Annotated in this window: 15 protein-coding genes; 9 read left to right on the top strand and 6 right to left on the bottom strand. The window is 65.7% G+C overall.

Annotation, left to right across the window (positions count from 1 at the left end; genetic code table 11):
- Window positions 1-114: 114 nt before the first annotated feature.
- Complete coding sequence (locus MUU56_RS28935; RefSeq protein WP_244770741.1) at window positions 115-774, top strand: YggS family pyridoxal phosphate-dependent enzyme; 660 nt, start codon at window positions 115-117, stop codon at window positions 772-774.
- Window positions 775-908: 134 nt separating this feature from the next.
- Window positions 909-2,813, top strand: coding sequence for a propionyl-CoA synthetase (locus MUU56_RS28930; protein WP_244770820.1), 1,905 nt, complete (start codon window positions 909-911; stop codon window positions 2,811-2,813).
- A gap of 171 nt (window positions 2,814-2,984) precedes the next feature.
- Here MUU56_RS28930 and MUU56_RS28925 read toward each other — a convergent pair whose 3' ends face one another.
- Complete coding sequence (locus tag MUU56_RS28925; RefSeq protein WP_064331962.1) at window positions 2,985-3,686, bottom strand: DUF1013 domain-containing protein; 702 nt, start codon at window positions 3,684-3,686, stop codon at window positions 2,985-2,987.
- A gap of 232 nt (window positions 3,687-3,918) precedes the next feature.
- Here MUU56_RS28925 and acs point away from each other — a divergent pair, with 232 nt between their 5' ends.
- Complete coding sequence (gene acs / locus MUU56_RS28920; RefSeq protein WP_244770740.1) at window positions 3,919-5,874, top strand: acetate--CoA ligase; 1,956 nt, start codon at window positions 3,919-3,921, stop codon at window positions 5,872-5,874.
- Between the two features lie 181 nt (window positions 5,875-6,055).
- Here acs and MUU56_RS28915 read toward each other — a convergent pair whose 3' ends face one another.
- Complete coding sequence (locus MUU56_RS28915) at window positions 6,056-6,253, bottom strand: DUF1674 domain-containing protein (protein ID WP_244770739.1); 198 nt, start codon at window positions 6,251-6,253, stop codon at window positions 6,056-6,058.
- Window positions 6,254-6,464: 211 nt separating this feature from the next.
- Between MUU56_RS28915 and htpX the strand changes: the two genes are divergently transcribed.
- From htpX to purH, 4 genes are all read left to right on the top strand, one after another.
- Complete coding sequence (gene htpX, locus MUU56_RS28910; protein ID WP_244770738.1) at window positions 6,465-7,430, top strand: zinc metalloprotease HtpX; 966 nt, start codon at window positions 6,465-6,467, stop codon at window positions 7,428-7,430.
- Between the two features lie 98 nt (window positions 7,431-7,528).
- Window positions 7,529-8,833, top strand: a complete 1,305-nt coding sequence (locus MUU56_RS28905) for an RsmB/NOP family class I SAM-dependent RNA methyltransferase (RefSeq protein ID WP_244770819.1) — start codon at window positions 7,529-7,531, stop codon at window positions 8,831-8,833.
- Between the two features lie 116 nt (window positions 8,834-8,949).
- Complete coding sequence (locus MUU56_RS28900; protein ID WP_244770737.1) at window positions 8,950-10,632, top strand: heparinase II/III family protein; 1,683 nt, start codon at window positions 8,950-8,952, stop codon at window positions 10,630-10,632.
- Between the two features lie 99 nt (window positions 10,633-10,731).
- Complete coding sequence (gene purH, locus MUU56_RS28895; protein WP_244770736.1) at window positions 10,732-12,342, top strand: bifunctional phosphoribosylaminoimidazolecarboxamide formyltransferase/IMP cyclohydrolase; 1,611 nt, start codon at window positions 10,732-10,734, stop codon at window positions 12,340-12,342.
- A 170-nt stretch (window positions 12,343-12,512) separates the two neighbouring features.
- Here the strand turns inward: purH and MUU56_RS28890 are convergent, their stop codons facing one another.
- Entirely contained in the window at window positions 12,513-13,838 is a 1,326-nt protein-coding gene (locus tag MUU56_RS28890; RefSeq protein ID WP_244770818.1) for an MFS transporter, read from the bottom strand.
- 254 nt (window positions 13,839-14,092) lie between these two features.
- Entirely contained in the window at window positions 14,093-18,874 is a 4,782-nt protein-coding gene (locus MUU56_RS28885; RefSeq protein WP_244770735.1) for an NAD-glutamate dehydrogenase, read from the bottom strand.
- Window positions 18,875-19,150: 276 nt separating this feature from the next.
- Between MUU56_RS28885 and pdxY the strand changes: the two genes are divergently transcribed.
- Both pdxY and MUU56_RS28875 read left to right on the top strand, forming a co-directional pair.
- Window positions 19,151-20,026: a pyridoxal kinase PdxY gene (pdxY, locus tag MUU56_RS28880; RefSeq protein ID WP_244770734.1), complete on the top strand. Its 876-nt coding sequence runs from the start codon at window positions 19,151-19,153 to the stop codon at window positions 20,024-20,026.
- A 98-nt stretch (window positions 20,027-20,124) separates the two neighbouring features.
- Complete coding sequence (locus MUU56_RS28875; protein ID WP_244770733.1) at window positions 20,125-20,766, top strand: carbonic anhydrase; 642 nt, start codon at window positions 20,125-20,127, stop codon at window positions 20,764-20,766.
- Window positions 20,767-20,879: 113 nt separating this feature from the next.
- On the opposite strand, the gene MUU56_RS28870 is transcribed toward MUU56_RS28875, so the two are convergent.
- Entirely contained in the window at window positions 20,880-21,701 is an 822-nt protein-coding gene (locus MUU56_RS28870) for a lytic murein transglycosylase (protein ID WP_244770732.1), read from the bottom strand.
- Window positions 21,702-21,932: 231 nt separating this feature from the next.
- On the bottom strand, window positions 21,933-22,967 hold the full coding sequence (locus MUU56_RS28865) for an aspartate-semialdehyde dehydrogenase (RefSeq protein ID WP_244770731.1): 1,035 nt from the start codon (window positions 22,965-22,967) through the stop codon (window positions 21,933-21,935).
- Window positions 22,968-23,284: the final 317 nt, after the last annotated feature.

The raw sequence follows: 23,284 nt of genomic DNA, 5'->3' as shown, positions 1-23,284 counted from the left end.
CCGCCGAAGCGTCAAGTTTTCCAGCCCCCGGGCCAAAGAGATGCGGCATGCGCACGCTTGGCAAACCGCGTCGATTTCGCTAGGTCCGGAACCAGATGCCGATGGAGAATGAGCATGGACCTTCAGGACCGTCTCGAAGACGTTCGCAACCGGATGCGCAAGGCGGCTGCCGAGGCCGGCCGCAGGCCCGAGGCGGTGACGCTGGTGGCGGTCTCGAAAACCTTCGATGCCGAGGCGATTCGCCCGGCGATCGCGGCCGGCCAGCGGGTGTTCGGCGAGAACCGCGTGCAGGAGGCCCAAGGCAAGTGGCCCGCGCTGCGCGCCGAGGCGGCCGGCATCGAGCTTCACCTGATCGGCCCGCTGCAATCCAACAAGACGGCCGAGGCCGTGGCGCTCTTCGATGTCATCGAGACGGTGGACCGGGAAAAGATCGCCCGCGCGATCGCCGCCGAAATGGCGCGGCAGGGGCGCGCCTTGCGGCTCTATGTCCAGGTCAATACCGGGCTTGAACCGCAGAAGGCCGGCATCGCGCCGGACGATACGGTCGCCTTCGTCGCCCTCTGCCGCGACGAGCTCGGCCTCACCATCGAGGGGCTGATGTGCATTCCGCCGGCGGACGAGAATCCAGGCCCGCATTTCGCCTTGCTCGCCAAGCTCGCCGAACGCTGCAATCTCGATCGGCTGTCGATGGGCATGTCCGGCGACTATGATGTCGCCATCGGCTTCGGTGCGACCAGCGTGCGCGTCGGTTCGGCGATTTTCGGAACGCGCTGACATCCTCGCTTGACGAAGCGCAAGAGGCGATGTGCCGCTTGAGGCTTTCGTCTGGCTTTTCCGATGCATCGTCCTCTCCTATTCTTCCTTCTGGAGGAGCCGGCCGTTTCAGGAGGCCGGACATGGAGGATGCGATGCAGAAGACCTATGCCGAGATCTATCGGGCGTGGAAGAATGACCACAGGGGTCATTGGGCCGAGGCGGCCCGGGCAATCGACTGGTTCAGCGAACCGGCGGATATTTTCGACGGAGAGCAGGGCGTCTATGGGCGCTGGTTTCCCGATGCGGTCGGCAATACCTGTCACAATTGCGTGGACCGGCATGTGGCGGCGGGGCATGGCGCGGACGCCGCGCTGATCTATGACAGCCCGGTGACCGGCCGCAAGGCGCGCTACAGCTACGACGAACTCCTCACCCATGTGAACGCCATGGCGGCGGTGCTCGTCGATCAGGGCGTGGAAAAGGGCGACCGCGTCATTCTCTACATGCCGATGATCCCCGAGGCGGTCTTCGCCATGCTCGCCTGCGCGCGCATCGGGGCGATCCATTCGGTGGTGTTCGGCGGCTTCGCCGCGAGCGAGCTTGCGGCGCGCATCGATGATTCCACCGCCAAGCTCGTCGTCACCGCAAGCTGCGGCATCGAGCCCAATCGCGTGGTCGCCTACAAGCCGCTGCTGGATACGGCGATCGAGCTTGCTGCACACAAGCCGGAACGCTGCCTCGTCTTGCAGCGGCCGGAACTGGCGGCGGAGCTGAAGGCGGGGCGCGACGTCGATCTCGGCCCCGCGCTTGCGGCGGCGCGGGATGCGGGGCGCGTCATTCCCTGTGCGCCGCTGGCGGCCACCGATCCGCTCTACATCCTCTATACGTCGGGCACGACCGGCCAGCCCAAGGGCGTCATCCGCGACAATGGCGGCCACATGGTCGCGCTCGCCTGGACGATGCAGGCGTTCTACGGCGTGGAGCGCGGCGAGGTCTATTGGGCGGCGTCGGATATCGGCTGGGTCGTCGGCCATTCCTACATCGTCTATGCGCCGCTTCTCAACGGCAGCACCACGGTGCTCTATGAGGGCAAGCCGGTTGGCACGCCGGATGCCGGCGCCTTCTGGCGCGTGGTGGAGGATTACAAGGTCTCGGTGCTCTTCACCGCCCCGACGGCCTTCCGCGCCATCCGCAAGGAGGATCCGGAGGGCGCGCTCGTCAAGCGGCACGACACTTCCAGCCTGCGCGCGCTCTTCCTTGCCGGCGAGCGGGCCGATCCGGACACGATCCGCTGGGCCGAGGCGGTGCTCGGCGTGCCGGTCATCGATCACTGGTGGCAGACGGAGACCGGTTGGGCGATCGTCGGCAATCCGCTCGGCCTCGGCCAGTTGCCCGTGAAACACGGCTCCCCCACCGTGCCCATGCCGGGCTACGAACTGCATGTGCTGGACGATGCCGGCCATGAGGTTTCGCCCGGCACGCTCGGCAACATCGCCATCAAGCTGCCCCTCCCCCCCGGCTGCCTGACGACCTTCTGGAATGCCGACGAACGGTTCCGCTCGGCCTGCCTTTCGGAATTCCCGGGCTATTACAAGACCGCCGATGCCGGTTATGTCGACGAGGACGGCTACGTCTTCATCATGTCGCGCACCGACGATATCATCAACGTTGCCGGCCACCGTCTCTCGACGGGAGCGATGGAGGAGGTCTGCGCCAGCCACCCGGATGTCGCCGAATGCGCCGTCATCGGCGTCGCCGATGCGCTGAAAGGCCAGCTGCCGGCCGGTTTCCTCGTGCTGAAGAGCGGTGTTTCACGTGAATCATCGCTCGTGGAGCAGGAGGTGGTGGGCCTCGTGCGCGAGCGCATCGGCCCGGTCGCCGCCTTCAAGACGGCGATCTGCGTGAAGCGCCTGCCGAAGACACGTTCCGGAAAGATCCTGCGCGGCACCATGCAGAAGATCGCCGACGGGGTGGACTGGAAGATGCCGGCGACCATCGACGATCCGGCCATCCTGGATGAGATCGCTGAAGTGCTGTCCGGGCGGCGGATTGTTTGAGTAGTAAAAAACCCGGCCGAAAGGCCGGGTTGCATAAATGATAGACCTTACCGTCCACTGTTGTCATTCTCGGGTTAAATCCGAGGATCTACGCCTCACCCGCGGCGGGTGGATGCTCGGGTCAAGCCCGAGCATGACGGATGAGAGAGCAACACCTCAAAAGAGCGCGGCTTAGAAGCGGTCGTCCTCGTCTTCGTCCGGCGTGGCCGACTTCAGCGACTTCAGCTTGGCGAAGACGGCGTCGGCGTCGATTTCCTTCTCGTCCTCGCGGTCGGTGCTGTAGGGCAGCTTTTCCGTTTCCTGCGCGGATTCCAGCGTCGCACCGAGCTCGGCGGCGGTCGGCAGCGGACGGCCCTTCGAAGCGCGTTCGACTTCGAGGTCGAGGTCGATCTGCGAGCACAGGCCCAGCGTCACGGGGTCCATCGGTGTCAGGTTGGTCGAGTTCCAGTGGGTGCGTTCGCGGATCTGCTCGATCGTCGATTTGGTCGTGCCGACGAGACGCGAGATCTGCGCATCCTTCAGTTCGGGATGGTTGCGTACCAGCCAGAGAATGGCGTTGGGGCGGTCCTGGCGCTTGGAGACCGGCGTGTAGCGCGGGCCCTTGCGCTTGGATTCCGGCACGCGGACCTTCGGTTCGGAAAGCTTCAGCTTGTGATTCGGATTGGCTTCGGCGCGGGCGATCTCTTCGCGCGACAGCTGGCCGGTCGAGATGGGGTCGAGGCCCTTGATGCCCTGGGCCGATTCGCCGTCGGCGATCGCCTTCACTTCGAGCGGGTGCAGTTTGCAGAATGTGGCGATCTGGTCGAACGACAGCGCCGTGTTGTCGACCAGCCAGACCGCGGTCGCCTTTGGCATGAGGAGCTGCTGAGCCATGGATATAGTCCTTCTGTCCGTCCGCGCCGGTGTCGCGGGCCGTGGGGTGTAACCACTATGTTCCGGGAATTGCGCCCTCTATACAATCACTGTCGCAGAAATGCAATTCTTCAAGCGCAAATGACCTTTTGTCTAATTGCCCGAGGGATTTGACCTGATATGTATGGCAACGGAGATGCGGGGAGCTGGAGGAGACGCGGCTTTCCCGCCTATGCGCAGTGAGGAGGAATCCATGTCCGCAAAGACCTATCCGGTGCTGAAATCCGCGAAAAGCCGTGCGCTGATCGACAACGAGACCTATCAGAACTGGTACCGCGAAAGCATCGAGAACCCGGAGCGCTTCTGGGACAAGCACGGCATGCGCATCGACTGGTTCAAGCCCTATACCAAGGTGAAGAACACGTCGTTTACCGGCAAGGTGCCGATCAAGTGGTTCGAGGACGGCATCACAAACGTCTCCTACAATTGCATCGACCGCCACCTCAAGGCGCATGGCGACGACGTCGCCATCATCTGGGAAGGCGACAATCCCTATATCGACAAGAAGATCACCTATAACGAGCTCTACGAACACGTCTGCCGCATGGCGAACGTGATGAAGAAGCACGGCGTCAAGAAGGGCGACCGCGTCACCATCTACATGCCGATGATCCCGGAGGCGGCCTATGCCATGCTCGCCTGCGCGCGCATCGGCGCCGTGCATTCCGTCGTCTTCGGCGGCTTCTCGCCGGATGCGCTGGCCGGCCGCATCGTCGACTGCGAATCCACCTTCGTCGTCACCTGCGACGAGGGCGTGCGCGGCGGCAAGCCGATCCCGCTCAAGGAAAACACCGATACCGCGATCGACATCGCCGCCAAGAACCATGTCATCGTCAACAAGGTGCTCGTCGTGCGCCGCACCGGCGGCAAGACCGGCTGGGCGCCGGGCCGCGACATCTGGCATCACCAGGAGGTGCTGACGGTGCCGCGCGATTGTCCGCCGGCAAAGATGAAGGCGGAAGATCCGCTCTTCATTCTCTACACGTCCGGTTCGACCGGCAAGCCGAAGGGCGTGCTGCACACCACGGCGGGCTACCTCGTCTATGCCTCGATGACGCACAAATACGTCTTCGACTACCAGGACGGCGATGTCTACTGGTGCACGGCCGATGTCGGCTGGGTCACCGGCCATTCCTACATCGTCTACGGCCCGCTGGCGAACCGCGCGACCACGCTGATGTTCGAAGGCGTGCCGAATTTCCCGGATGCCGGCCGCTTCTGGGAGGTGATCGACAAGCACAAGGTCAACATCTTCTACACCGCCCCGACGGCGATCCGCGCCCTGATGGGGGCCGGCGACGCCTTCGTGAAGCGCTCGTCGCGCTCGTCGCTACGCCTGCTCGGTTCGGTCGGCGAGCCGATCAACCCGGAAGCCTGGGAGTGGTACTACAACGTCGTCGGCGAGGGCCGTTCACCGATCGTCGATACCTGGTGGCAGACGGAGACCGGTGGCATCCTGATCACCCCGCTGCCGGGTGCGACGGAGCTCAAGCCGGGCTCCGCCACGCGGCCGTTCTTCGGCATCAAGCCGCAGCTGGTCGACAACGAGGGCAAGGTGCTGGAAGGGCCGGCCGACGGCAATCTCTGCATCATCGACAGCTGGCCGGGCCAGATGCGCACGGTCTACGGCGACCACAAGCGCTTCGTCGAAACCTATTTTTCGACCTACAAGGGCAAGTACTTCACCGGCGACGGCTGCCGGCGCGACGAGGACGGCTACTACTGGATCACCGGCCGTGTCGACGACGTGCTCAACATTTCCGGCCACCGCCTCGGCACGGCGGAAATCGAATCGGCCCTCGTCTCGCACCACCTCGTCTCGGAAGCCGCCGTCGTCGGCTATCCGCACAGCCTCAAGGGCCAGGGCATCTATTGCTACGTCTCGCTGATGGCCGGGGAGGAAGGCACCGATGCGCTGCGCCAGGACCTCGTCAAGCATGTGCGCAAGGAGATCGGCCCGATCGCGACGCCCGACAAGATCCAGTTCTCGCCCGGCCTGCCGAAGACGCGCTCCGGCAAGATCATGCGCCGCATCCTGCGCAAGATCGCCGAGGACGATTTCGGTTCGCTCGGCGACACCTCGACCCTCGCCGATCCGGCCGTCGTGGACGACCTGATCGCCAACCGGCAGAACAAGGCTGCCGGCTGAGTTTGAAGCATGAAGCGAAACGGCGGCCATTTGGCCGCCGTTTTCGTTCCTGCTCTCTACGTCATCCTCGGGCTCGACCCGAGGATCCGTGCGGCACCCGTGGCCGTGGATGATCGGGTCAAGCCTGACCATGACGATGGAGAGGGAGGCGATGTGTCACGGCCGCTCGCCGAATTTCCTCTCAGAAATCGATCGCCCGGCCCTTGATCTCCCAGTCCCCGAAGCGTGCCGGGTCGGCGCCGCCGCGTCCGCCGATCTCCGGCGCGGGCTCGGCCTGCGGGGCGGCCTTGCGCCGCTCCTCGGCTTCCTGGAGGGCGCGCAGGGCGGCGGGCGGCAGCACTTTCCGGCCGTCGGCATGATTGTCGTTGTCGCTTTGCATGAAATTGGGCATCCTTCCCGGATATTGAAGAATTCCTGTTCGCTTCCCATCATATAAGGCATGTCGCGCAAAAGTGTGCAGCGGTTTTGCGACAACGACATGCAAAAAGCTAGGTATGAAGGCGCTGTGGAAAGCGCTGATTCACGTGAAACATTCCCTTGACAACAGGGAGTGGCAACCCGGCAAGAGACCAGACAGGAGCCGAAAACGCATGAACATCGTTCGAACAGCCATGCTTCTTGCCGCCATGACGGCGCTTTTCATGGGCGTGGGCCTGCTCATCGGCGGCAAGGGCGGCATGATGATCGCGCTTCTCGTCGCGATCGCCATGAACTTCTTCTCCTACTGGAATTCCGACCGCATGGTGCTGTCCATGTACGGCGCCAAGGAGGTCGACGAGCGCTCGGCACCGGAATATTACGGCATCGTGCGCGATCTCGCCAAACGTGCCGGTCTGCCCATGCCGCGCGTCTATGTCATCAACAGCGACCAGCCGAATGCCTTTGCCACCGGCCGCAACCCGCAGAACGCCGCGGTTGCCGCCTCGACGGGCCTGCTTCAGGCCCTGAGCTATGAAGAGGTCGCGGGCGTGATGGCGCATGAACTCGCCCATATCCAGAACCGCGACACGCTGACCATGACGCTGACGGCGACGATCGCCGGTGCGATCTCGATGCTTGCCAACTTCGCGATGTTCTTCGGCGGCAGCGGCAACCGGGAAAACAACAATCCGCTCGGCTTCATCGGCGTGCTCGTCGCCATGATCGTCGCGCCTTTCGCCGCCATGCTGGTGCAGATGGCGATCAGCCGGACGCGCGAATATTCCGCCGACAAGCGCGGGGCGGAGATCTGCGGCAACCCGCTCTGGCTCGCCTCGGCCTTGAAGAAGATCGCCATCGCCGCCGGCCGCATTCCCAACGAGGCCGCCGAGCACAATCCGGCGACCGCCCATATGTTCATCATCAATCCGCTGTCGGGCGAGCGCATGGACAATCTGTTCTCCACCCACCCGAACACGGAGAACCGCATAGCGGCGCTCGAGGAAATGGCCCGCGGCATGCAGACACGCTCGACGGAGCCGGTGCGGGCTGATAATCCGGTGCGCAAATCGCGCTCCGTCCCATCGACCGGCTGGGGACGCGGTGGTTCCGAACCGCCCAAAGGTCCCTGGTCTTGAACGACGACAAACACAAAAACAGAACACATTCGAAACGCCATCGCCCCGGCAAGGGGCCGCTTCCGGGGCCTGCTGCGAACCATCCGGAAAAGCCGGGCCTGCGGGCCCGGCAGGCCGCGGCCAAGATCCTGGCGGCGGTTGTCGATCGCAAGACGCCGCTCGACGGCATGCTCGACCTCGAAAACGGCAACCCGGCCTACCGCCAGCTGAACGATGCCGACCGCGCGCTCGTCCGGGCCATCCTCAACACGGCGCTGCGCCACCTCCCCCGTATCGAGGCCATCCTGGATACGCTCGTCGGCACGCCGCTGCCGGACGGTGCCCGCGCGCTGCATCATGTGCTGACGGTCGCGGCGGCGCAGATCCTCTATCTCGACGTGCCCGATCATTCCGCCGTCGACCTTGCGGTCGAGCAGGCGCAGATCGACCCGCGCAACCGCCGCTTCGCCAGCCTCACCAATGCGGTGCTACGCCGCCTGTCGCGCGAAAAGGCCTCGCACCTGACGGCGACGCAGGCGGTTTCCGTCATTCCGGCCTGGTTCCACGAGCGGCTCTCCGCCGTCTATGGCCGTGACCATGCCGCGCGCATTGCCGATGCGCTGCTCGAACCCTCCACTGTCGACCTCACCGTAAAATCGGATCCGGAAGGCTGGGCCGCGCGGCTCGGCGGCCTGGTGCTGCCGACCGGTTCGGTGCGCCTGCCCGTCGCGTCCGGCGCCATTCCGGCGCTCGAAGGCTTCGAGGCCGGGGAATGGTGGGTGCAGGATGCCGCGGCAAGCCTGCCGGCAAAACTGTTTTCGGACCTTGCCGGCAAGCGGGTCGCCGATCTCTGCGCCGCGCCCGGCGGCAAGACCGCGCAGCTTGCCGCCGCCGGCGCCAGGGTCACCGCCCTCGACCAGTCCGGCAACCGTCTGAAGCGGCTCATCGGCAATCTCGACCGGCTGCGTCTTTCGGCCGAGACGGTCGAGGCGAACATGGCGGAATACCATCCGGGCGAGCTGTTCGATGCCGTGCTGCTCGATGCGCCCTGCTCCTCGACGGGCACGATCCGCCGCCATCCCGATGTCTTGTGGACCAAGGGGCCGGAGGATATCGGCAAGCTGGCCGGCCTGCAGGAGCGCCTGCTGCGCCACGCGCTGACGCTCGTGCGTCCCGGCGGGGAGCTGGTCTTCTCCAACTGCTCGCTCGATCCGAGCGAGGGGGAGGACATGGTCGCCCGGGTTCTCGCCGACAATCCGGACTGGCGCATCGCGCCGGTCGATCCCGCCGACTGGCCGGGTCTGGAAGCGGCGATCTCCCCGCGCGGCGAATTCCGCACCACGCCTGCCATGCTGCCCGCGACACTCGGCCATGCCGGCGGCGTGGACGGGTTTTATGCCGTTCGGCTCGTCCGTGCCGGCTGAGCTGCACAGGCTCTTCCGAAAGACATATGCCGTCGTCAACAGCCCATCGACCGCCGGTCAATTGACGCCGCTTGCCTTCTCGGCCTAGCTATAGGCCAAGGAGGCGTTCGTTAACCATGCAGCTTTCCGACAGGCAGCGGCTTCTCTATCTGTATATGCGTGAGGGTTGGCGCCGGTTTTCGCGGAGGCTCGCCCTCGGGCGAATCAGCGCGATGCGCTTTTCCGGCGGCACGCCGGACCGGCTGGTCGTCGCGCCGACGGACCTTCACCCCGCTGATTCGTTTGCCGGCGAAGAAATCGTCGCCGGGCGTTTCCCGCTGGCCGGCCGCGTTCTCGAATGCGACGGCGAATCACCCTTTGCACTGGAGCTTCCCTCGGAGGAGTTCGCCGTGCGCCTGCATTCCTTCGGCTGGCTGCGCCATATGCGGCTGGTCGATCCGGAAAAGGCCGCCCATACGGCCCGCTTCATCGTGGACGACTGGCTGCAGAGCCATGGGCGCGTCATCGGCGGGCTTGCCTGGCGGCCCGATGTCGTCGCGCAACGCATCATCGCCTGGCTGTCCCATTCGCCGGTGGTCCTGAAGGATGCCGACTATCCCTTCTATCGCCGCTTCCTGAAGAGCCTCGCCTTCCAGGTCCGCTATCTGCGCCATGTCGCCGACACGACGCGTGACGGTGAGCCGCGACTGCGGGTGCGCATCGCGCTTGCCATGGCCTCCATCGCCATGCCGGCCTCCGCCTCGCGCATGCGCAGGGCCGCCCGCCATCTCGACGAGGAGCTCGACCGGCAGATCCTGCCCGATGGCGGCCATTCCTCGCGCAATCCGCGGGCCGCGCTCGACGTGCTGCTCGACCTGCTTCCGCTGCGCCAGACCTATGTCAATCTCGGCCATGACGTGCCCGCGCAGCTCATCCCCTCCATCGACCGCATCTACCCGGCGCTGCGCTTCTTCCGCCACCAGGGCGGCGAGCTCGCGCTGTTCAACGGCGCGACCTATACGTTGGCGAACGAGCTGATGTCGGTGCTGCGCTACGACGAGACCGGCGGCGCGCCCTTCAAGGCGCTGCCGCAGAGCCGGTACGACCGCCTGGCCGTCAAGGAAACGGTCGTGCTGATGGATACCGGCGTGCCCAAGTCGGTCGATCTTTCGGCGACGGCAGCCGCCGGTGCGCTTTCCATCGAGATGTCCTCGGGCAGGAACCGCTTCATCGTCAATTCCGGGCGACCGCGCTTTGCCGGCGAGGCGCTCAGGCAGATGGCGCGCACCACCGCGGCCCATTCCGTCGCCACGCTCAACGACACCTCCTCCTCGCGCATCTCCACGTCCCGTTTCCTCGGGCCGATCGTCGTCGGCGGCGTCAGCAAGGTGGACGTGTCGCGTGCCGAGCGCCAGTCCGGCGCCGACAGCGTGACGGCGACCCATGACGGTTATCTCAAGCGCTTCGGCCTTCTCTACGAACGGGACATCCTCGTGGCGGCGACGGGCAGCGAGATCCGCGGCCGGGAGCGTTTCTACAAGCCCGCCGACCCCGACGGGGCAATCGAGAAGGGCACGGCCGTGGTGCGCTTCCACATTCATCCGACGATCCAGCTCTACCGGGTATCGGCCAACGAGATGCGGCTGATCGCGCCGGACGGCGAGGCCTGGGCGCTGACCTGCATCGATGTTGCCGTGGAGGAGGAGGAGGATGTCTTCTTCGCCGATCCCTCCGGCGTCCGGGCGTCGCGCCAGCTCACGCTGACCATGCCGCTTGCCAAGGTGGCGGAAGTCCAGTGGTCGCTGATGCGGCAGCGTTGAGAATTCCCGGCTTTTGGCGGTTTTCTCGGGGCCGGGCCTGTGATAACGGGGCGCATGACCATCCGGCCCCTCTCCAGGGCCGTCAGAACGGAGCGTCCCATGGCCGTCATTTCCAAGAAAATCCCCGCCCCAGACCGGGTCGCCCTGCGCACGGCGCTGCTGTCCGTCTCCGACAAGGCCGGTGTCGTCGATCTCGCCCGCGCCCTTGCCGAAAAGGGCGTGCGGCTGTTGTCGACCGGCGGCACGCACAAGGCGCTCAGCGATGCCGGGTTCGACGTCACCGACGTTTCCGAGGTCACGGGCTTTCCGGAAATCATGGATGGCCGCGTCAAGACGCTGCATCCCACCGTGCATGGCGGCCTGCTGGCGATCCGCGACGATGCGGAGCATGTCGAGGCGATGAAGGCGCATGGCATCGGCGCGATCGACCTTGCCGTCATCAACCTCTATCCCTTCGAGGAGGTACGCGCCAAGGGTGGCGACTATCCGACGACGGTCGAGAACATCGACATCGGCGGGCCGGCGATGATCCGCGCCTCGGCGAAGAACCACGCCTATGTGACCATCGTCACGGATCCCGCCGATTATCCCGCGCTGCTGGAGGAACTTGCGGACGGTTCGACTTCCTACGCCTTCCGCCAGCGCATGGCGGCGAAGGCCTATGCCCGCACGGCGGCCTATGACGCGGCGATCTCCAACTGGTTCGCCGATGCGCTCGATATACCCATGCCGCGCCACCGCGTGCTCGGCGGCGTCCTGAAGGAGGCGATGCGCTACGGCGAGAACCCGCACCAGAAGGCGGGCTTCTACGTGACCGGCGAAAACCGCCCGGGCGTCGCGTCCGCCACGCTGCTGCAGGGCAAGCAGCTTTCCTACAACAATATCAACGACACCGACGCCGCCTTCGAGCTCGTTGCCGAGTTCCTGCCGGAAAACGGCCCGGCCTGCGCGATCATCAAGCATGCCAATCCCTGCGGCGTGGCTACCGGCAGGACGCTGAAGGAGGCCTATGCGCGGGCGCTCGCCTGCGATCCGGTCTCGGCCTTCGGCGGCATCATCGCGCTCAACACGGTGCTGGACGGCGAGACGGCGGAAGAGATCGTCAAGCTCTTCACCGAGGTCATCATCGCGCCGGACGCGGACGAGAAGGCCCGCGCCGTCATCGCCGGCAAGCCGAACCTGCGCCTGCTGGTGACGGGCGCCCTGCCCGATCCGCGCGTGCCGGGCCTTTCCGCCAAGACGGTGTCGGGCGGCCTCCTGGTACAGAGCCGCGACAACGGCATGGTCGAGGACCTCGAACTGAAGGTCGTGACCAAGCGTGCGCCGACGGCGCAGGAGCTGGAAGACATGAAGTTCGCCTTCAAGGTCGCCAAGCACGTCAAGTCGAATGCCGTGGTCTATGCCAAGGACGGCCAGACGGCCGGCATCGGCGCCGGCCAGATGAGCCGCGTCGATTCCGCTCGCATCGCCGGCCTGAAGGCCGAGGAAGCGGCCAAGGCCATGGGCCTTGCCGAGCCGCTGACGCGTGGATCGGCCGTCGCGTCGGAAGCTTTCCTGCCCTTCGCCGACGGCCTGCTCTCGGCGATTGCCGCAGGCGCCACGGCGGTCATCCAGCCGGGCGGCTCGATGCGTGATGCGGAGGTGATCGCCGCGGCCGACGAGGCCGGCGTCGCCATGGTCTTCACCGGCATGCGCCATTTCCGTCACTGAGCCGGATTCTTCGCAGACCTCTCCTTTCCTCCGTCATGGTCGAGGCTTGCCCCGACCGTCCATGGCCGCAGGTGGCGTGTGGATCCTCGGGTTAAACCCGAGGATGACGACAGTGGGTGGGGCGATGTCTGTCATCCCCCTGACGCCCCGCTTGCCGGGCGTCTTGCGTTTCAGGCCTCGACCTTTGCCGCGGGATAGGGCGTGCGCAGCAGGAGCAGGAAGCCGGCGAGCAGGAAAGCGATGAGTGCCATCATGCCGAGGCGGGCGGAGCCCGTCGCGGTGGTGACGAGCGCGACGGAGAGCGGCGCGAGGAAGGACGTGGCCCGGCCGGACAGGGCATAGAGGCCGAAATAGCGGCCCGCCTCGTCGGGATGGATGCTTTGGGCAAGATAGGACCGCGCGGAGGCCTGGACAGGGCCGAAGGCGACGCCGATCATGAGGCCGTAGACGATATAGGCCTTTTCCGCCGCCGTGCCGAACAGGCCGCCGGAATCGGCGGTCGGCAGCGGCACGAGGCCGAACAGCGTGAAGCCCGGGCCGGTGGAGACGATGCCGATGGTGGCGAGGATCAGGCAGACAAGGCTCATCACGACGACGGCCTTCGAGCCGAGGCGCCTGTCCATGCGGCTGGCATAGAGGCAGCCGCCGATCGCCACAACGTTGAGGATGATGCCGTAGATGCCGAGTTCGAAGGTCTGCCAGGCGAACATGCCGGCGGCGAAGGTTCCGCCAAGCGCCAGCAGTCCGTTGACCCCGTCCTGGTAGATCATCCGGGCAATGAGGAAGCGCAGGATGCCCGGCTTCCTGCGCAATTCCCCGAGGGCGACGGAGAGGTCGGCAAAGCCGGCGCGCACCGCGGCCGCAATGGGCAGCCCCCGGCTCTGGTCCGGCGTGAAGAAGAACATCGGCAGGATGAAGACGAGATACCAGAGCGCCGAGATCGGCCCGGTGATGCGGGCGTCCTCGCCGGCGGCGGCATCGAGGCCGAAGAGCGGGCTGATGCCGATCGCCGTCCGTCCGGTCTCCGGGTTTGCGGCCAGCAGCGCGACGACCGCGATCAGCACGATCATGCCGCCGAGATAGCCGAGGCCCCAGGCGATGTTGGAGATGCGGCCGACATCCGCCGGGCTGACGAGGCGCGGCATCATCGAATCGTTGAAGACGATGGAGAATTCCGCCGCCACGGTGGCGAGCACGATCATCGCCATGGCGAAGACGAGGCTGCTGCCGGGCGCCGCATACCAGAGGGCGAGGAGCGACAGGATTTTGACGGCGGCGAAGGCGGCGATCCAGGGTTTTCGCGCGCCGGAAGCATCGGCGATGGAGCCCATGACGGGGGCGAGCAGCGCGATGGCGACGCCGGCGATGGTGAGCGTGTAGCTCCAGGCCGCCTGCCCGGCCGCGTGGTCCTCGGTGAGGCGCGAGACGAGGTAGGGGCCGAAGATGAAGGTGGTGATGACCGTGAAGAAGGGCTGTGCCGCCCAGTCGAACAGCATCCAGCCCGTTATGCCGAGGCGGCTCGTCCGCCCTGCTGCCACTTCCGCCACGCTCGCCCTCGTTTCTCGAATCGCTGCGGCGGGTTCTCACGCCGGTTCCGGCGGGAGGCTAGCATTTGCCGATGGCGGGATTCAACGGGTGTGGTTAGGGCGCCCTCTGCGCTGCCGGGCAAAGGGGGTAGTCGCGATTGGAATTATGCAACCGTGGGATAGCCGCAGCCGCGTGAGGCGGCTGCGGTGAGGCAAGGCTTGCCTTACCGTGCCCGTTCCTGCGCGAGGTCGCTCAGGATGCCGGCGGCGACGCTGACCTTGGCGAGCGTGGCTTCGCCGGCTTCCGTCAGCGCCGAGAGGTTGGCGGTGACGCGGGCGAGACGCTCGCGGCCGCCCTGCTGCCAGGCGGCGAGCGGTGCCTTGTCGCCCTTGTGGCGCGTCAGCACCACGGTGGCGAGGTCGCGGCGGGCATTGGCGATGTCGGTGAGGCTGCGCTGCAGGGCGAGCGCCTCGTAGAGATCGCCGGTCGGGATGCGGCTGGCCGCCGAAAGCAGCCGGCCGATATTGAGCGTCGCGCTGATGCCGGCAAAGGTCTGCGCCGTCTTGCCGAGCGTGTCGCCCGTCGCCCCGGCGATCAGCATGACCTCCGGCACGAAGGTCAGCATGGAGAGCGTGGCGATCTCCTCCGCAAGCTCCGTCGGCACGCCCTCGTCCTCATAGGCATGGGCCTTGCGGCGGGCCTCGTCGCCGGCCTGCTCGGAGATGAGGGTGGAAAGATGCGGACGCAGCTGCTTCAGCGCCTGCCTGAGCTTGTGCACGGCCTCGCTCATCGGGCCCGAAACGGCCCCGGTGGTCAGGAGCAGGCTGGTGACGGAGGCGTAGATGCGGCCGATCTCCTCGTAGAGTTCGTTCTGCACCGAACCGGACACCACATTGTCCAGCGCGTCCACGCCGGCGTAGAGCGCGGCGAGGCCGTAGCCGTCACGGGCGATGACGGCGGCCTTCACGGCGTCCGCCGGGCCGAAGCCGGTGCCGTCCGTCAGCGTGTTGACGAAGGCCGGGCCGCCGCGGTTGATCACCTCGTTGGCGAGGATCGTCGCGATGATCTCGCGGCGCAGGCGGTGCGAACGTATGTCATCCGCATAGGCCTTCTGCATCTTGGCCGGGAAGTAGCCGGTCAGCGCCGGTTCGAAATAGGGTTCGTCCGGCAGGCCGGTATGGATGAGCTCGTCGAACAGCACCAGCTTGGCATAGGAGAGCAGCACGCCGATCTCCGGCCGCGTCAGCGGCTTGCCGGCCTGGTAGCGCTCGGCCATGGTGCGGTCGTCGGGTAGCGTCTCGACCTTGCGGTTGAGCTGGCCGGCGGCCTCCAGGCGATCCATCAGGCGGGTGAGCGGCGCGCGGTTGGCCGCGCCCTGCCGTTCCGTCAGCGAGATCGCCAGGGACTGCAGGTAGTTGTTGCGCAGCACGAGATGGCCCACCTCATCCGTCATCGAGGCGAGCAGGACGTTGCGCTTGGCGCGCGTCAGCCGCTCGTCGCGCATGGCCGAAGCGAGCGCGATCTTGATGTTGACCTCGACGTCGGACGAATTCACGCCGGCCGAGTTGTCGATGGCGTCGGAATTGCAGCGTCCGCCCTTGAGGCCGAAGGCGATGCGGCCGCGCTGGGTGACGCCGAGGTTCGCGCCCTCGCCGATCACCTTGGCACGCACGTCGTCGGCGACGATGCGGATCGGGTCGTTGGCGCGGTCGCCGACCTCCGCATCCGTCTCGTTCTGGCCGCGGATATAGGTCCCGATGCCGCCGAACCACAGGAGATCGACCGGCGCCTTCAGGATCGCCGTCATGATCTCGAAGGGCGTCGCCTTGGCCTTGTCGATGCCAATGACGGCCATGGCTTCCGGCGTCAGCGTCACGGATTTTTCCGTGCGCGGGATGATCATCGCACCCTTGGAGAGCACGGAGCGGTCATAGTCCTGCCAGCTGGAGCGCGGCAGGTTGAACATGCGCCGCCGCTCGGCGAAGGACGTGTCGGTGTCCGGGTTGGGATCGATGAAGATGTCGCGGTGGTCGAAGGCCGCGACGAGCCGGATCTTGCGCGACAGCAGCATGCCGTTGCCGAAGACGTCGCCCGACATGTCGCCGACGCCGGCGACGGTGAACGGTGTCTTCTGGATGTCGATGTTCATCTCGCGGAAATGGCGCTTGACGGTTTCCCAGGCGCCGCGGGCGGTAATCCCCATCTTCTTGTGGTCGTAGCCGGCCGAGCCGCCGGAGGCAAAGGCGTCGTCGAGCCAGAAGCCGGCTTCCTGCGCCAGGCCGTTCGCCGTGTCGGAGAAGGTCGCGGTGCCCTTGTCGGCGGCGACGACGAAATAGGGGTCGTCCCCATCGAGCCGCACCGTATCGGCCGGCGGCACGACGTCCTGGCCGACGATGTTGTCGGTGACGGAGAGCAGCGTGCGGATATAGGTCTTGTAGGCCTCGGTGCCGGCCTTGAAGACGGCGTCGCGGCTGCCGCCGGCGGGAAGCTGCTTCGGATAGAAGCCGCCCTTGGCGCCGACCGGCACGATGACCGAGTTCTTGACCTGCTGTGCCTTGACGAGGCCGAGCACTTCCGTGCGGTAGTCCTGCGCGCGGTCGGACCAGCGCAGGCCGCCGCGGGCGACCTTGCCGAAGCGCAGGTGCACGCCCTCGACCTCGGCGCCGTAGACGAAGATCTCGCGGAAGGGGCGCGGTTCCGGCAGGCCGTCGAGGGCCTTCGGGTCGAGCTTGATGGCCAGCGTTTTGCGCGGCTTTCCGTCCGCGTCGCGCTGGAAATAGTTGGTGCGCAACGTGGCCTGGATGGCGTTGACGTAGCGGCGCAGGATGCGGTCCTCGTCGAGGCTCGGCACGTTCGCTAGCGCGTCCTCGATCGCCGCCGCCACATCCGCGGATTTCTTCTCGCGCTGGCGCTCGGAAAGCTTCGGGTCGAGACGGGTCTCGAACAGGCGGAAGAGGTCGGCGGCGATCGTCGGGTACTTGTTGAGCGTATCGGCGATATAGCCCTGCGAATAGGCGATGCCCGTCTGGCGCAGGTAGCGCGAATAGGTGCGCAGCGCCATGATTTCGCGGGCGGAAAGGCCGCCGGTGAGGATGAGGCGGTTCAGGGCGTCGTCGTCCACCTCGCCGTGCCAGGCCGCGAGGAACGCTTCCTCCAGCATCGGGCTCAGCTTGGCGAGGTTGATCTCGATGCCGTCGCGATGCCGCAGCTCCATGTCATGCAGGATGACGCGGCGCTCGCCGCCGTCGAGGCTGGCGAGCGTCAGGTCGTGCGTCTGCTCGCTGATGACGTTGAAGCCGAGGTTTTCCAGCAGAGGCACGCGCCGCGACAGCGAAACGGGCTCGCCGGCATGGAAGATCTTCAATTCGACGGTGGCGAGGTCCGTATGCCAAGCCTTGCGGTAGAAGGCGATGCTGATCGGGTTCTCGGGCGTCGCCGTGGTGATCAGGGCAAGGTCCGCATGGGCTTCGGCGGGCGTGAAATCCTCCTGGTAGCCGCGGTCGGTGACCAGCCGCACGCCGTCCGCATCGGAGAGCGCTTCGAAGCGGTCGGTCCAGCGGGTTGCGATCTCGCGCACCGCCTGCTCGAGCTTTTGCTGCGGAAGGCGTGGCGTCTTGCCGCCGGAGCGGCCGATGATGAAGTGCACGCGGGCAAGGCCGCCTTCCGGGAACGCCGGATAATAGGCCGAGACGCGGCCATCGTAAGCCGACTTCAGATAGTTGCCGATCTTTTCGCGCACGTCGGAATCGTACTGTTCGCGCGGCACGTAGACGATGACCGAGACGAAGCGGTCGAAGCGGTCGATACGCGGCAGCACGCGGATGCGCGGCCGGTCGGAAAGTTCGTTGATCTGTTCGCAGAAGGTGGCGAGCAGGCCGGTGTCGATCTGGAAGAGGTCGTCGCGCGGGTAGGATTCCAGCGTGTTGATCAGCATCTTGCCGGAATGGCTCTTCGGGTCGTAGCCGAAATGCTCGATGACCGCGGCCACCTTGGAGCGCAGCAGCGGAATCTGGCCGGCGGCGTGGGTGTAGGCCGTCGAGGTGAAGAGGCCGACGATGCGCAGCTCCCCGATTACCTTGCCCTTCTCGTTGAAGCGCTTGAGGCCGACATAGTCCATATAGGCCCGGCGATGCACGAGCGACTTCACATTGGCCTTGGTGACGATCAGGAAATCCGGACCTTCGAGGAATTCGAGGATCTCCGGCGTCGTCGTCACAGCGTCCTTGCCGAGGCGCAGCACGCGCACGTCCGGATCGGACAGGATGCCGAGGCCTTCGCCACCCCGTTCGACGGTGGCCGCCTCGCCCTTGCCGGAATAGCTGTATTCGCGCATGCCAAGGAAGGTGAAGTTGTTGCCGCGCAGCCAGTCGAGGAAGGCGAGCGCCTCTTCCTTACCCGGCTTTTCCTTGGCGTAGCGCTCCATGTCGGCCATGGTGCTATCGAGCTTTTCCAGCATGGAAGGCCAGTCGTCGACGGCGAGGTGGACCTGGTCGAGCACGGTTCCGATCCGCTCGGCGAGCGCGGCGGCTTCGTTCGGCGCGAGCTCGGAAAGGTGGATCTCGATATGGCTGACCCGCTGGGCCGGATCGCTGTCTTCGTCCGGCGAGAAAAGCTTCGGCGTTTCGCCGGGTGCCACGACGAGGATCGGGTGGATCGCCAGATGGATGTCGCGATGGGTGCTCGTTACCTCGCCCATCACCGAATCGTAAAGGAACGGCTGGTTGCGGTCCGTGACGGAGAGTACGGAGACGGGCTCGCCCTGCGGGCGCACGTCCGCAAGCGTGGTGACCGTGACGCGGGGCCCGGTACCGTCCCAGGCCTCGATTTCGGCCATGGCATGGGCGGCGGCAACGGCCAGCATCTCGCCGGTATAGTGCTCGATATCGTCCTTGCTGGCCCGCCCGAAGAGGATGTCCGGGTTCAGCGTCTTCGCGCCGAGGGCTGCGGCTGCGGCCTTTGCGGCCTCGATGTGTTTTTCTCGTTTCACGTTGGTCCTGGCACCCATGGAATTCTCCCTCGAATCCGATGGCCGGACGTTAGCAGAAGAAAAAATACGCGCGACGGAATTTGTGCATTTGCGAGAAAATTCAATCGATTTTGTCCGAGATAGGTCAGTTTTGCTGTCGTTTTGTTGCGAAATTCATGTTTTTTCGTCGAAAAGCAGCCCAAAACCGGCTGCGGCGGCATTTTTCCGCTTTTCGGCCGGTGGCCGGAAAAGGGGCGGGCGTTGACAGGAAATGACCCCCTTGTCATCACTTCGCCGGAACCAGGGGAGCCGGTTATGAACGAGAGCGACAAGGGCGCGGTCATCGTGATTTCGAGCCATGTGGTGCGCGGCACGGTGGGCAACCGCGCCGCCGTCTTCGCGCTCGAAACGCTCGGCCATCCGGTCTGGGCGCTGCCGACGGTCATCCTGCCCTGGCATCCCGGTCGCGGGCGCTCGACCCGCGTGGCGATCTCGGCGGACGATTTCGACGCGATGATCTCCGATCTCATCCGCGCGACCTGGCGGGGCGAGGTCAAGGCGGTGCTTTCCGGCTATCTCGGCAGCGCGGCGCAGGCGCATTCGGTGGCGCGGCTCGTCACGGCCCTGCGGGCGGAAAATCCCGACCTGCTTTATATGTGCGATCCGGTCTGCGGCGACGATCGCGGCCTCTACGTGCCGGAGGAGACGGCGGCGGCGATCCGCGACGCGTTGATCCCGCTTGCTTCCATCGCCACGCCCAACCGGTTCGAGCTTGCCTGGCTTGCCGGCGCGCCGCTCGAGACCAATGCGGCGATCATGGAGGCGGCGCTGTCGCTCGGGCCTTCCCGCATGCTCGTCACCTCCTCGCTGGCGCTGATGACGGGAAGCACCGGCAATCTCTATCTCTCCGGACGCCATGCGCTGCTGGCGGAACACCGGCTCGTGCCGAACCCGCCGAATGGCACCGGGGACCTATTGGCCGCCATCTTCCTGTCGCGGCTGATGGAGGGCCTGCCGGAGGAACGTGCCTTGATGATGGCCACCGCCAGCGTCTTCGAGATCGTCGCGCGCACCGCCAAGCGCGGCGCCGACGAATTGACGCTGGAACAGGATGCGTCCAGCATCTCCACGCCCATGGCCATGGTGCACATGCGCCGTCTCGTGCATCCGGCGCAGCCGCGGCGTTCTTGACGATCCGGCCTTGCGCCATGCCTTGCAGAGTGGTTTATGCGGAAGCCGGATGGGGCCTCATCCAGCAGATCGCTCGCACCCGGGGGTACTTTGACACCATGAACCGCTTTCCCGATCGTCTTCTGAATGGCTACCGCAACTTCATGTCCGGCCGCTATGTCGAGCAGTCGGCGCGCTACAAGGCCCTGGCCGAGACCGGGCAGAAACCGAAGACGCTGGTGATCGCCTGTTGCGACTCCCGTGCCGCGCCGGAGACGATTTTCGACAGCGGGCCGGGCGAGCTCTTCGTCGTGCGCAACGTCGCGAACCTCGTGCCGCCCTACGAGCCGGACAGCAATTTCCATGCGACCTCGGCGGCGCTCGAATTCGCCGTGCAGTCGCTGAAGGTCAGCGATATCGTGGTGATGGGCCATGGCCGCTGCGGGGGCATTTCCGCCGCGCTCGACCCGGATGCCGAGCCGCTGTCGCCCGGCGATTTCATCGGCAAGTGGATGGGCATGCTCAAGCCGGTCGCCGAACAGATCCAGGGCGCCGAAATCCTGACGCAGGGCGAGCGCCAACGCGCACTGGAGCGCGTCTCGATCCGCAATTCCATCGCCAACCTGCGCACCTTCCCCTGCGTGCGCATCCTGGAAGAGCGCGGCCGTCTCCAGCTCCATGGCGCCTGGTTCGACATCTCGACCGGCGAATTGTGGATCATGGACGCCAAGAGCGGCGATTTCCAGCGCCCCGGCGCGTAACGGAAAACCCGGCGCGGTCGCCCGGCCGGGTTCATGTCGTCACGACCGGCAATGCCGCCCGTCCCCGACGTCACCCGGCTTGCCGGGGCCTGGCGAGGGACGGTTCGCTGCGTTTATTCGCCGTCGATTTCCGCGCCGATGATGGCGATTGCGCGCTGGTAGACGCTGGCCGCGTTCCAGCCCTGCAATGCGCCGAAATTGCCCTGGCCCGGCTGGTAGCCGCCGCCGGCGCTCCAGCCGTGGCCGCGCAGGAAGTTCGCCGTGGAGGCGAGCGCGTCGGCCTTGGAGCCGACAAGGTCGATGCGGCCGTTGCCGTCGCCGTCGACGCCGTATTTCAGCACGTTGGCCGGCAGGAACTGCGTCTGGCCGATTTCGCCATGCGCCGCGCCGCGGGCCGAGGTCGACAGGATGCCCTTCTGCACGAGCTGCAGCGTGGCGTAGAGCTGGTTCGTGAAATATTCGGAACGGCGGCAGTCATAGGCGAGTGTCGCGACGGCCGAGATCGTGTGTTCCTTGCCGAGGAAGCCGCCGAAGCCGGTTTCCATGCCCCAGATGGCGAGCAGCGGACCGGCCGGCACGCCGTAGCGCGCCTCGATGCGCTGGAAGAGCGCGGCGTTCTGCTTCTTCAGGCTCTTGCCGCGGCGGATGATCGCCTGGCCGCCGCGCTTCTGCATGAACTGCTCGAGCGAGAGCTTGAAGCTCTTCTGGCCGCGGTCGGCGCGAATCGTGGCGCGGGCATAGCTGACATTGGCGAAGGCCTTGTCGATCGTCGAGCGGCTGATGCCGCGTCCGGCCGCCTCGTCCTTGAAGGCTTCCACCCAGGCCGGAAACCCGCTTGCATCATTGCCGCATTTTGCTGCCTCTGCCGCCGCCGGCACCGCTGCCGTGGCGATCATTGCGGCCAGCACCTTGGCCACGCTCTTTGTCATGCCCATGAAAAACCCCGTGATCTCGTCAATTCTGCGGGAGCATGCCATGCTCCCCTGTTCCTGTCACCGCACCTTGCCGTGAACCGTTCCGGCGATGCCGCCGGGACCGCCTCAAAGCGAAGTCCCGATTGTCCTCAGACGGAACAACCGGGACTTTTATTTAAAGTCGATTAACGGAGCGTTGCCAATTTTTCCAAAAGGCAGAAAGCGTTCCGTCTTTCCGTGGCGCCTGCCCGGTCAGGCGGCCTGCTTCTTCGCCTTGATCAGGCCGCGGTTGACGAGCAGCTCGGCGATCTGGATGGCGTTGAGGGCGGCACCCTTGCGCAGGTTGTCGGAGACGACCCACATGTTGAGGCCGTTCTCGACCGTGGCGTCCTCGCGGATGCGCGAGATGTAGGTGGCGTCTTCACCGGCCGATTCGTACGGGGTGATGTAGCCGCCGTTCTCGTGCTTGTCGATGACCTGGCAACCCGGCGCTTCGCGCAGGATGTCGCGCGCCTCGTCCGCGGTGATCTCCTTCTCGAACTCGATGTTGACCGATTCGGAATGGCCGATGAAGACGGGCACGCGCACCGCCGTGCAGGTCACCTTGATCTTCGGGTCGAGCATCTTCTTGGTCTCGGCGAGCACCTTCCACTCTTCCTTCGTGTAGCCGTCCTCCATGAACACGTCGATGTGCGGGATGACGTTGAAGGCGATGCGCTTGGTGAACTTCTTCGATTCGACCGGATCGGCGACGAAGACGGCGCGGGTCTGGTTGAAGAGCTCGTCCATGCCGTCCTTGCCGGCGCCGGAGACGGACTGGTAGGTCGAGACGACGACGCGCTTGATCGTCGCGCGGTCATGCAGCGGCTTCAGCGCCACGACGAGCTGGGCGGTCGAGCAATTGGGGTTGGCGATGATGTTCTTGCGGGTGAACTGGGCGACGGCGTCGGGGTTCACTTCCGGAACGATCAGCGGCACGTCGGCGTCGTAGCGCCAGGCGGAGGAATTGTCGATGACGACGCAGCCCTGCGCGCCGATCTTCGGCGAGAACTTCTGGGAAACCGTGCCGCCGGCCGACATCAGGCAGATGTCCGTGTCGGAGAAATCGTAGTTCTCGAGGTTCTGCACCTTCAGCGTCTTGTCGCCGAAGGAGACCTCGGTGCCGATCGAGCGGCTGGAGGCCAGCGCCACGACTTCGTCAGCCGGGAAGCCGCGCTCGGAAAGGATGTTCAGCATTTCGCGGCCGACATTGCCGGTCGCGCCGGCGACTGCGATCTTGAAACCCATGTCTAAAGCTCTCTTTCTCTGTCTCTCCGCGGGTTCAGGAGGTGAAACCCGCCGGCCATGCGCGGGTTTCGGTCCCCGGCCGTACCGGGGAGAGAGCGGTGGCCAGAGACGTCAGACGGTTTTCGTCGTCGTTTTGGCCATTGTTTTGGAAATCGATACGCAACGACGAACCCGTCCGGCGTTGAAGGCCGGAGCGATCATGCGGGCGATGGCGAGACCATAGCGGTACATGGCGGTTCCTTTGCGTGCGTGCTGCATACGCTCATCTGCCGAAGAGTCAAGCCTTGCGTGAACGATCCGGGATTTCGCCAAGGCCC

Source organism: Shinella yambaruensis, assembly GCF_022899355.1.
GTDB lineage: Bacteria > Pseudomonadota > Alphaproteobacteria > Rhizobiales > Rhizobiaceae > Shinella > Shinella yambaruensis.
Note: the sequence above shows the minus strand (reverse complement) of the source record. Positions and strands in the feature narration are given on the sequence as shown.